Source organism: Arthrobacter agilis (assembly GCF_002953615.1).
Lineage (GTDB): Bacteria > Actinomycetota > Actinomycetes > Actinomycetales > Micrococcaceae > Arthrobacter_D > Arthrobacter_D agilis_B.
In genome coordinates this window covers 1,745,749-1,756,886 of sequence record NZ_CP024915.1, presented here as the reverse complement: position 1 = coordinate 1,756,886, position 11,138 = coordinate 1,745,749, and the positions used below count along the sequence as shown (strand labels likewise).

At 70.7% G+C, this 11,138-nt stretch carries 9 protein-coding genes and 1 pseudogene; 8 read left to right on the top strand and 2 right to left on the bottom strand.

Features of this window, described 5'->3' with window-relative positions:
- The 4 genes and pseudogenes from CVO76_RS08410 to CVO76_RS08395 all read left to right on the top strand — a co-directional run.
- Positions 1–631, top strand: a pseudogene (locus tag CVO76_RS08410) (PKD domain-containing protein); the annotation flags it as partial.
- Between the two features lie 394 nt (positions 632–1,025).
- Positions 1,026–1,520 (top strand): FBP domain-containing protein, encoded by a 495-nt coding sequence (locus tag CVO76_RS08405; protein WP_208738955.1) that lies wholly within the window; start codon positions 1,026–1,028, stop codon positions 1,518–1,520.
- A 113-nt stretch (positions 1,521–1,633) separates the two neighbouring features.
- Positions 1,634–2,773, top strand: coding sequence for a GuaB3 family IMP dehydrogenase-related protein (locus CVO76_RS08400; RefSeq protein WP_133082523.1), 1,140 nt, complete (start codon positions 1,634–1,636; stop codon positions 2,771–2,773).
- An 83-nt stretch (positions 2,774–2,856) separates the two neighbouring features.
- Positions 2,857–3,282, top strand: a complete 426-nt coding sequence (locus tag CVO76_RS08395; protein ID WP_244186314.1) for a PTS sugar transporter subunit IIA — start codon at positions 2,857–2,859, stop codon at positions 3,280–3,282.
- Positions 3,283–3,295: 13 nt separating this feature from the next.
- Here the strand turns inward: CVO76_RS08395 and CVO76_RS08390 are convergent, their stop codons facing one another.
- Together CVO76_RS08390 and CVO76_RS08385 are read right to left on the bottom strand one after the other, a co-directional pair.
- Positions 3,296–5,041, bottom strand: a complete 1,746-nt coding sequence (locus tag CVO76_RS08390; protein WP_208738954.1) for an ABC transporter ATP-binding protein — start codon at positions 5,039–5,041, stop codon at positions 3,296–3,298.
- Positions 5,034–6,755 (bottom strand): ABC transporter transmembrane domain-containing protein, encoded by a 1,722-nt coding sequence (locus CVO76_RS08385; protein WP_208738953.1) that lies wholly within the window; start codon positions 6,753–6,755, stop codon positions 5,034–5,036. The genes CVO76_RS08390 and CVO76_RS08385 overlap by 8 nt, the downstream gene beginning before the upstream one ends.
- Before the next feature lie 167 nt (positions 6,756–6,922).
- Between CVO76_RS08385 and CVO76_RS08380 the strand changes: the two genes are divergently transcribed.
- From CVO76_RS08380 to CVO76_RS08365, 4 genes are all read left to right on the top strand, one after another.
- The gene (locus tag CVO76_RS08380; protein ID WP_244185826.1) at positions 6,923–7,759 is read left to right on the top strand and encodes an SURF1 family protein; all 837 of its coding nucleotides are present in this window, start codon (positions 6,923–6,925) and stop codon (positions 7,757–7,759) included.
- On the top strand, positions 7,752–8,240 hold the full coding sequence (locus CVO76_RS08375; RefSeq protein WP_208738951.1) for a DUF3817 domain-containing protein: 489 nt from the start codon (positions 7,752–7,754) through the stop codon (positions 8,238–8,240). The genes CVO76_RS08380 and CVO76_RS08375 overlap by 8 nt, the downstream gene beginning before the upstream one ends.
- Before the next feature lie 107 nt (positions 8,241–8,347).
- Positions 8,348–9,934 (top strand): glutamine-hydrolyzing GMP synthase, encoded by a 1,587-nt coding sequence (gene guaA, locus CVO76_RS08370; protein WP_133082529.1) that lies wholly within the window; start codon positions 8,348–8,350, stop codon positions 9,932–9,934.
- Between the two features lie 144 nt (positions 9,935–10,078).
- Positions 10,079–11,138, top strand: a 1,060-nt coding sequence (locus tag CVO76_RS08365) for a DUF4011 domain-containing protein (RefSeq protein ID WP_244185825.1), incomplete at its 3' end; no start/stop codon positions are given.

Genomic DNA, 11,138 nt, shown 5'->3' with positions numbered 1-11,138 from the left:
TGAGCTCGCCCGGGACACCTTCAGCCGGACCGTCACCGGAGGCTGGGGCACCGCCGAGGCGGGTGGGACCTGGGCGGTCGGCGGATCCACCGGCAAGTACTCGGTCGACGGCAGCAGGGGCCTGCTGAACCTGGCGGCCGCAGCCTCGAGTGCTACCGCGCGACTGGACGGCGTCTCGTCGCTGACCACCGACACCCGCTTCACCGCGAAGCTCGACAAGGCGCCCAACGGCGGTGGCCTCCACCTGACCGTGATCGGCCGCAACGTCGCAGGAGCAGGTGACTACCGGGGCAAGCTCCTGGTGTCCGGCACCGGTGGGCTGTCGCTCATCACGGAGAAGGCCGTCAACGGTACGACGACCCGCCTCGGGAGCGCTTCGGTGCCCCTCACCTTCAGCGTGACCGACACGTACTCCATGCGGGTGCGGGTGTCGGGTACCGCCCCGGCGACGGTGCAGGCCAAGGTGTGGAAGGTCGGGACGGCGGAGCCTGCTGCCTGGCAGCTCACGTCGACCGACTCCGAGCCCGTCCTGCAGAAGGCAGGATCGGTGGCCGTGGACGCCTACCTCTCCAGTTCGGCGACCGTGGCACCGGTGAAGGTGGCGTTCGACGACCTCGTGGTGCAGCAGTAGGTCGCACCTCCCGCGGAGGCGGCCGCACGGCGGTGGAGGGATGGGGCAACCCATCCCTCCACCGATGACCGGTGCGTGATGGCGCCGCTTTGCAGTCCGGCCGTCCTCCTGCGAGGATAGCCCCGCACGAAGTACAGGGAGCAAGGACGAATGAGCATGCTACGGACCGCCAGGGCCCGGATCGCGGTAAGCGGGGTGGCCGCTCCGGCCTGCTGTGCGCCCGCGCCGCAGCCGGCCTTCCAGCATGCAGCGGACAGCCCCTCCAGCTGAACTCCCGCATCCACCGCCCAGAGCGGGTCGACGGTGCCGTCCCACCCACGGCACGGTTCCTTCGCATGCCTCCAGCCGGCAGAGCTCGATCACTCCGATCCTCCGACTGCTAAGGCACTCTCCCATGCAACCCCTTTCCATCAAGGACATCCGCTCCTCCTTCATCAATGCCACGCGATCCGAGACCGCGAAGCTCACACCGCCCAGGAATCTCGAGACCCTGGACTGGGACCACCTCGACTTCCTCGGCTGGCGGGACGAGAAGATGCCGCTCCGCGGGTACCTCGTGGTCCCCACCGCCCAGGGCCTGTCCGGCATGCTCCTCCGGGCACCCGACAGCGGCGCCCGGAAGAACCGGTCCGTGCTCTGCGAGCTCTGCCGGGACGTGTTCTCGAAGGAGGACGTCCTCCTCTGGGTCGCCCGACGTTCCGGCCGGTCCGGTCGCGACGGCAACACCGTCGGCACCCTCATCTGCGCGGACTTCATCTGCTCCTCGAACGTCCGCAGGGAGCCTCCTGCCGGCGAGATCCATCCCGACCCCGCCGTCGTCGTGCGTCGCCAGGTCGACGAGCTCCGGGAGCGGTCCGAACGGTTCCTCAGCCGGGTGCGGCAGCGCTAGCCCGCACCTCGATGAACGGCATGCCCGCCTGCACACCCGCGGGCGGGCATGTCCCCCTCCGCGGAGCAGGACGTCCACCGGGGACGGCGGCCGCGCTGGGCTAACCTAGAGCAGTGACTTACGAGATCGAGATTGGCCGAGGCAAGCGCGGACGCAGGGCATATTCGCTGGACGACGTGGCGGTGGTGCCCTCCCGGCGCACCCGGGATCCCCTCGACGTCTCGGTGAACTGGCAGATCGACGCGTACCAGTTCGAGATGCCCGTCGTCGCAGCGCCCATGGACTCCGCCATGTCGCCCGCCACGGCCATCGCGATGGGGCGGCTCGGCGGCCTCGGTGTCCTCAACCTCGAAGGGCTCTGGACCCGCTACGAGGACCCGCTGCCGGTGCTCGAGGAGATCGCCGGCCTGGGCGCGGGGAACTTCAGCCCCGCGGCGACCCGACGCATGCAGGAGCTCTACGACGCGCCGATCCAGGCCGACCTGATCACCAGCCGGCTGGCCGAGATCCGCGAAGCGGGCGTGACGGTCGCGGGCGCACTGACCCCGCAGCGCACCCAGCAGTTCTACAAGACCGTCCTCGCTGCCGGCGTCGACATCTTCGTCATCCGCGGCACCACGGTGTCCGCCGAGCACGTGTCCAAGAACGAGCAGCCGCTCGACCTCAAGAAGTTCATCTACGAACTCGACGTCCCCGTGATCGTCGGCGGCGCCGCGGGTTACACCCCCGCGCTCCACCTCATGCGGACCGGTGCGGCAGGCGTCCTCGTCGGCTTCGGCGGGGGAGCGACGACGACGACCCGCCGCGCACTCGGCATCCACTCGCCGCTCGCCTCGGCGATCGCCGACGTCGCCGGCGCCCGCCGCGACTACATGGACGAGTCCGGCGGCCGGTACGTCCACGTGATCGCCGACGGCGGCATGGGCGCGAGCGGCGACATCGTGAAGGCCATCGCCATGGGTGCCGACGCCGTCATGCTCGGTTCCGCGCTCGCCCGCGCCGAGGAGGCTCCGGGCCAGGGCTGGCACTGGGGCCAGGAAGCGCACCACCATGAGCTTCCGCGCGGCGACCGGGTCAACATCGGCACCGTCGGACCGCTCAAGGAGGTGCTGTGGGGGCCGTCGCACCACACGGACGGCACCTCGAACCTGATCGGTGCGCTGCGCCGGGCGATGGCCACCACCGGTTACTCGGACCTCAAGGAGTTCCAGCGGGTGGAAGTCGTGCTTTCCCCGTATGTCTCCACCGACTGAACCTCGAAAGGCACACCGTGAGCCAGAACTCCCTCGAGCTGCACGACGCCGAGCTCACCACACCGGATCTCGTGATCCTGGAGATGGAGGCCGCATCCAAGGAGGATGCAACGGCACAGCTGGCCGCACGCCTGCATGCGGCCGGCCGGATCTCCGACCTCCGGGCGTTCCTCGACCAGGTCAACTCCCGCGAGCACCAGATGGCCACCGGTCTCCCCGGTGGCGTGGGCCTCCCGCACGCCCGCAGCGAGTACGTGAACCAGACGTCGATCGCCGTCGGGGTCACGCGCTTCGGGTACAGCCTCGACTTCGGTGCCGTGGACGGCCCTGCCACTCTCGTGCTCCTCATGGCGACGCCCGCACAGTCGTTCTCCGAGCACCTCGAAGTCCTCGCCACGATCGCGCGCAGCCTGTTCAAGGAGAACTTCCGGGAGTCGCTGCGCCGCGCGCACGACGCCGAGGTCATCGCCGAGCTGATCAACTCGTCCCTGGTCTTCTTCGACCACTAGGACCTGCGCGCCCCTACTCGCTCCGCCAGGAGTTCCAGAGCGAGGCGTAGGCGCCGCCGAGCGCCAGCAGTTCGTCGTGCGAGCCCAGTTCCGCGATGCGGCCCTCCTCCACGACGGCGACGCGGTCGGCGTCGTGCGCCGTGTGGAGCCGGTGCGCGATCGCGATGACGGTGCGCCCCTCGAGCACCGCGTTGAGGGACCGCTCGAGGTCGCGAGCCGCCTGCGGGTCGATCAGCGACGTGGCCTCGTCGAGGACCAGGGTGTGCGGGTCCGCGAGGATCAGCCGCGCCAGGGCCAGCTCCTGCGCCTGGGCGGGCGTCAGCTCGTGGGCGCCCGAACCGACCTCCGTGTGCATGCCCTCCGGCAACTGCTGCACCCAGTCGAGCGCACCCACGCTGCGCAGCGCATCCTCGATCTCCCCGTCGCCGGCATCCGCGCGGCCCAGGCGGACGTTGTCGGAGACCGACCCCACGAAGACGTGGTGCTCCTGCGTCACCAGGGCCACCTCGCGGCGGAGATCGTCGAGCGGGCGGTCGACGAGGGGCACACCGCCCACCGTAACCGATCCCGACGACGGCGGATGGATGCCGGCGATCAGGCGCCCGAGCGTCGACTTCCCCGCTCCGGACGGGCCGACGACGGCCAGGCGCTCGCCGCGCACCAGGGTGAGGTCCACGCCGTGCAGCACATCGTGCCCCGGCCGATACGCGTAGCTCGCCGCGGACAGCACGATGTCCTCGTTCGCCGGCTCCGCCGTCGTCGCCCGGCGGTCCGGTTCCACGTCCTTGATGCCGACGATCCGCGCGAGGGAGGCCGCACCGACCTGGATCTCGTCGGTCCACATGATGAGCAGGTCCACCGGGTCGATCAGGCGCACCGCGAAGAGTGCCACGGCCGCGACGGCGCCCGGCGTGACGACGCCCTGGCCCGCCAGCCACCCTCCCCAGAGGAGGACGGCGGCAGCGGGCAGCCAGAAGGCGATATCGGCCGCCGGGAACAGGACCGAGCGGAGCCACAGCGTGTAGCGCTCCGCCCGGTAGCTCGTGCCCAGGGCGCCGTCGAGGTCCTCCCGTCGCAGCCCGCCGAGGCTCAGGGCATCGACGGTGCGCGCGCCCTCGATGGTCTCGGTGATCGTCCCGTTGACGACGGCGTACGTCTCGCGTTCGCGCATGTAGCCTGCGGCGCTGCGCCTGAGGTACCAGCGCGTCACGGGCCACAGCAGCGGCAGGCCGACCAGCAGGGCGACGGACAGGACGGGCGAGGTGACGACGGCGGCGCCGAGGGTCAGGATGATCGTCACCACCGACACCACGACCTGCGGCACGCCGAAGCGGACGGTGTGGGACACGGCCTCGATGTCGTTGGTCGTGCGGGCCACGAGGTCCCCGGTGCCCGCCTTCTCCACGGTGGAGAGCGGAAGCGCGGTGACGTCCTCCAGGAAGTCCTCGCGCAGCTCCGCGAAGACGCGCTCCCCGAACACCATGCCGGAGCGGACGGCGTACCGTCGCAGCACCGACTGCACGGCGAGGAAACCGAGCATCCCCAGCGAGACCGACGCGACGAAGCCCGCCGTCGTGCCCGCCGACACGGCGTCGATGAGGATGCCGAGCAGCAGCGGCCCGGCGAGTCCGGCGACGGCCGATCCGACGTACAGGGCGATCACCGCGCCGAGCCCCCGCCGGTGGTGCCGGATGAGCCGGGAGGCCTCGTCCCGGACGGTCCTGGGCTCCGCGACGGGGAGCTTCGCGGTACTACTCACTGCGGATCACCACATTTCGATAGGCGGGACTGGTGGCCATGAGGTCGCGGTGGCTGCCGCGGGCCGCGACCCGGCCGTCCTCGAGGAACAGCACCCGGTCCACGGCCCGGAGCATGAGAGGGCTCGCGGTGACGATGACGGTGGTCAGGCCGGCGTGGCGCCGCGCTCCCGGCAGGCGCGCGGCGATGCGCTGTTCGGTATGGGCGTCGACGGCGCTCGTCGGCTCCACGAGCACGAGGTTCTCCGCTCCGGTGAGGTAGGCGCGCGCCAGGACGAGGCGCTGCCGCTGGCCCCCGGAGAAGCCCCTCCCACGTTCGGTGACCTCGTGCCCCAGGCCGCCGTCGATCCCGTCCAGGATGTCCAGCGCGCTCGCGGCCTCGAGGGCCGCGAGGATCGCGCCGTCGTCGTGCCTACCGTGCGGGTCCAGTTGCCGGCGCAGGGGCCCGCTGAACAGTTGGGGGCTCGCCTCGCTCACCACGATGCGGGCACGGATGTCGGCGAGCGGCACGTGCCGGAGATCGGCGGCACCCCACCGGACGGTCGCTTCGGCGAGCACGGCGTCCTCGAACCGGCCGAGGCGTGTGACGGCCGCGGTCGACTCCGCCGGTTCCCGGGACACGACGGCGGTGAGGAGCCCGGGTTCGACGACGACTCCCGACCGCTCGTCCACCAGGGCCGAGCCCGACGGCGGTGCCGGGACCGGCGTGCCGCTCTCGGCGACATCCGCGTCCACGGACAGTACGGCGATGATCTTCCGGGCACCGACGTGCGCTCGGATGAAGCGGGCCACCGAGTCCGCGGCGGCGCGGATGGGCGTCATGAGGAAGATGGAGAAGCCGTACAGCGCCACGAGCTCGCCGGGCGTGATCTCGCCCGCGAGGACCAGTGAGGCGCCGACCCAGGTGAACACGACACTGAAGGTCCCCGCGATGAACACCTGAGAAGCTTCCAGATCGGCGAGGGAGCGGGCCACGCGGATACCGGAGTCACGGGTGGCCGCGGACTTCACGCGGTACCGGTCCACGAAGATGTGTTCCCCGCCGATGCCGCGCAGGACGCGCAGGCCTGCCACCGTGTCGGCGCCCACCGCTGTCATCCTGCCCGAGGCCTCGCGCTGCTCGCGCTGCCGCGCCTGCATGGGACGCACGACGAAGAGGAGCAGCCCGCAGCACACGGGCACGCCGAGGAGCACCACGAGGCCGAGCAGGAGGGAGGTCTGCCAGATGAGCACCGTCACGACGAGCCATGCCGCCGCAGCACCGGCGAGGCGCGTCAGCACCTCGTACACCTCACCGAGCCGGAAGACGTCCGACGCCGCCGTCGACACGACCTCGCCCGTCGAGAGGGCCGTCGGCAGGGCATCGCCCGTGCGGCTGATCTTGTGCCCCACGAGGCGTACGGAGCGGAAGGCGGCCTGCATCCAGTTGCTGACCCCGGCCCGGTGCGTCGCCGTGTCGGAGACGGCCTGGACGACCATGAGGCCCAGCAGGGCCCCGGCCCAGCCGAGGAGCGCCCGGGAGTCACCGCCGATCACGCCGTCGTCGATGGCCCGGCCGAGGACGAAGGGCATGACCGCCTGCGACGCCATCCAGACCGCACCGAGCAGGATCCCTGCGGCGAGCGTCGCCTTCTGGAAGCCGCCCAGCCAGAGCAGGTAGCGCGTGGGCGAGCGCAGGTCCGGAGAGCCGGTCAGGGGATAGGGAAAGGCACGCACGAGGACCAAGCCTAGACCGCATCGGACCGAAGCGATAGGGATTCACCAATCACTTTCCCGGGCCGTGCCACGGGCGCGTCCGGCACCGGCGGCATTCGTTGTTCTACAGAGTCACGAAGTACCTTTAAGGAGTGTTGAAGACCGCCCTGAAGCCTCGTTGGATCCTCATGCTGATCCTTGCGATGACGATCGCCGCGGTCTTCGTGCTCCTCAGCCAGTGGCAGTTCAACTCGTCGCGAGAGACCGCCCCGCCCGCGCCGAGTACCACCGAGAACATCCGTCCCCTGACCGACGTCCTTGAGCCCATGAGCCCCCTCTACGCGACCGTCGCCGACCAGATGGTCTCGCTCGACGGCGAGTTCCTGCCGGGCACCAGGATCCTCGTCCAGGACCGGTTGCTCGAGGGCGAGGAAGGGCTGTGGGTCGTCCAGGGCTTCGCCGTCGACGGGGCGGAGGACCAGGCCCCCGGCGAGATCCCCGTCATCCCCGTCGTCCTCGGCTGGGTGCCCACGGCGGACGACGGAGCGGCCGTGGCGGAGCAGCAGGGCGCGGCCCGGGTGGTCGGTCGCCTGCTGCCGCCCGAGGCGCCCGAGGTCCAGCGGCCGGTGGAGGGGCAGGTCCCCACGCTGGCCACGGCGGAGCTCGCCAACCTCTGGGACCGGTCCTCCTACGCAGCCTTCGTCGTGGCCTCGGACATCACCGTCGGCGGCGCCGGGATCCCCTTCGCGGCCGACATGGAGCGCGTCCTGGTCGGTCCGCAGCCGCAGGAGACACCCATCAACTGGCTCAACATCTTCTATGCCATCGAATGGGTCGTCTTCGCCGGATTCGCGTTCTTCCTCTGGTGGCGGCTCGTGGCCGACGATCACCGCCGCACCCTCGAGGACGAAGCCGACGCAGCGGAGGCGGCAGCCGAAGCGCACGCCGTCCATGCCGACGGCCCCGTCGTCGTCCCCTCCACCCGTCCCGTAACCGATCCCGAAAGCGGTGCACACCGTGACTGAACCTGCCCTCGACCCGACTGCCGGATCCGGAGGCCCACGCTCCAAGGGCACGCCGAAGAGGCGGTTCGGTGGAACCCACGCGCAGATCCGCTCGGCGTTGGCGTTCTACAGGGTGCTGGCCTACGCCACGGGCGTCATGCTGCTGCTCGTCGTCGTCGAGATGGTCGCGAAGTACGGATACGGGTCCGAGATCGTGGCCGGCGGTGGCGCCGCCATCCAGTTCCTGCCCGAGGTCGTCGCCGAGACCGCCGGCGGATTCAACCTGTCCACCGCGGTGCTGATCGTGCACGGCTGGCTCTACGTGGTCTACCTCATCGCGGACTTCCGGCTGTGGCAGTTCCTGCGGTGGCCATTCAGCCGTTTCGTCCTGATCGCGCTCGGCGGCGTGGTGCCCCTGCTCTCGTTCTTCGTGGAGAAGCGGATCCACCGCCAGGCGGAGCAGGACCTCAGGGAGCACCCCGAGGCCGCCTCCCGCTACTGAGCCGTTCCGTCCGCACTGCCGTCGCCCGTCCGACGGTCGCCATCGGTTCCTTCCCGACGTCGTCCCGAAGATGTGCGAGGCCCGTGCCCGCGGACTATTGTTGATGGGTGACTACCCCCGAGAACGGCTCTGAACACCGCCCTGTCCTCGTCGTGGACTACGGCGCACAGTACGCCCAGCTGATCGCACGCCGCGTCCGCGAGGCCGATGTCTACTCCGAGATTGTCCCGCACACGCTCAGCACCGAGCAGATCCTCGCGAAGAACCCCGTGGCGATCATCCTCTCGGGCGGCCCCTCCAGCGTCTACGCGGAGGGGGCCCCGCGTGTCGAGCGCGACCTGTTCGAGGCCGGCGTGCCCGTCCTGGGGATCTGCTACGGCTTCCAGGCCATGGCCTCCGCGCTCGGTGGTACCGTCGCGAAGACCGGCCTGCGGGAGTACGGGTCCACGGATGTGCGGTCGGACGGCGAGTCGCGCTCCATCCTCAGCGGGACACCGGATCAGCAGAACGCCTGGATGAGCCACGGCGACAGCGTCCAGGCCGCCCCCGAGGGGTTCGACGTCCTCGCCAGCACGGCCGGTGCCCCGGTCGCCGCCTTCGCGAACGAGGAAAAGGGCCTCTACGGCGTGCAGTGGCACCCCGAGGTGAAGCATTCGCAGCACGGCCAGGCCGTGATCGAGAACTTCCTCTTCCGGGGCGCGCGGCTCGACCCGAACTGGACCACCCGCAACATCCTCGAGGAGCAGGTGGAGCGCATCCGCGAACAGATCGGCGACGCACGCGTCATCTGCGGGCTCTCCGGCGGTGTCGACTCGGCCGTCGCCGCTGCGCTCGTTCAGCGGGCCGTGGGCGATCAGCTCACCTGCGTCTTCGTGGATCACGGCCTTCTCCGCGAGGGTGAGGCCGAGCAGGTCGAGCGCGACTTCGTGGCCGCGACCGGCGTCAAGCTGTACGTCGCGAACGAGCAGAAGCGATTCCTCGATGCGCTGGCCGGCGTCTCCGACCCCGAGACCAAGCGCAAGATCATCGGCCGCGAGTTCATCCGGGCGTTCGAGGAGGCCGAGCGTGCCATCATGCGCGAGGCCGAGGCCGAGGGCGAGCCCATCCGGTTCCTCGTCCAGGGGACGCTCTATCCCGACGTCGTCGAATCCGGCGGCGGCGAGGGTGCCGCCAACATCAAGAGTCACCACAACGTCGGGGGCCTGCCCGAGGACCTCCAGTTCGAGCTCGTCGAACCGCTCCGGACGCTCTTCAAGGACGAGGTGCGCGCGGTGGGCGCCCAGCTCGGGCTGCCCGCGGAGATCGTCGGACGCCAGCCGTTCCCCGGCCCCGGGCTCGGTATCCGCATCGTCGGAGAGGTCACGGAGGAGCGCCTCGAGCTCCTGCGCAAGGCCGATGCGATCGCCCGCGCCGAGCTGACGGCGGCCGGGCTCGACAACGAGGTGTGGCAGATGCCCGTGGTCCTGCTCGCGGACGTGCGCAGCGTGGGCGTCCAGGGCGACGGGCGCACGTACGGGCATCCGATCGTCCTGCGTCCGGTCTCCAGCGAGGACGCCATGACGGCGGACTGGTCGCGGCTGCCGTACGATCTGCTGGCTCGGATCTCGAACCGGATCACCAACGAGGTGGACGGTGTCAACCGCGTGGTGCTCGATGTGACCAGCAAGCCGCCGGGAACCATCGAATGGGAGTAGGCGGATCCCGGAGGCGGGGCAACCAACCTCCGGTCCGCCCGGGCCGCGTTGCTATCCGCGGGGTCCGTGTGCTTTTCGGATAGTTTGGAAGACATGCCCATCTGGTCGAGATCAGCACGTGATAATGCAGGGAAGAAGGCTGTCGTGCCGGAGCAGGACCAGCAGGATGCGCCGGAGATGCCGGCCGGCAGGCCGCAGGAGGATCCGCAGGACCATCAGCAGGAGGTCCAGCAGGAGGTCCAGTCGGATCAGCAGCCGGCGTCCTCCGGGGGCACGCCGTCCGCCGACCGGTCCGCCGAGGAGTCGTCCGCTGGCACGCCGTCCGCCGACCGGTCCGCCGAGGAGTCGTCCGTCGGCACGCCGTCCCCCGACGAGCCGTCAGCCGGCACGCCGTCCGCCGAAGAGTCCCTCGTGCCCTGGCTCGAGGGGCTCGGCCCGCAGGCCAGCGGAGACACCCTGCTCCACTTCCGGCCCTCGGCCGGCACGAGCATCGATCTGACGCACGCCCACCCGTCCGGACTGGCCCAGCTCCTCGCCGGGCGGCGCACGCGGCTGTCGACCCTGCTGCGCGACCCCGTGCAGTACAGCGCGGCCAAGGCCGCCGCCCGCGCCCTGCGTGCGAAGATCTTCGAGCTCGGGACCGAGCGGGGGATCGATGTGGGCTACCTCGCCGCGGGAACCGCATCGTGGCGTGCGGTGGACGACTCGGGTCGCTCCGAGACCCTGAACGCGCCCGTGCTCCTCACAGCGGTGTCCCTCACGGTCCACCCCTCGCAGGACGACTACGAGCTGCAGATCACGGAGCAGGCCCGGATGAACCCGGCGCTCGTGCGCCACCTGCGCCATCACCAGGGCCTGCAGGTGGATCCGGCCGGTATCGCCCGGCTGGCCTACGGCACGGCCCGCTTCGACCCCCACCCCGTCCTCGAGCGCATGCGAGCGCTGAGCGAGGGCGTCCGCGGGATGTCCGTCGAGCACCGGATCCTGGTCGCGACGTTCGCCGACCTCGCCGGTGTCACCGGTGACCCGGCCCTCCGCAGCGACCACCCGATCCTCGCCGCGCTGCTGGCCGCCGCCACCGGCGAGGGGGAGACTGCTCCGACGCTCGCCGCCGCGGCGGACGGACTCTCCTTCCCTCCTGCCGACGAGCGGGAGCCGGCCGACGAACTCCTGGTCCTCGACGCCGACCGCGCCCAGCAGGATG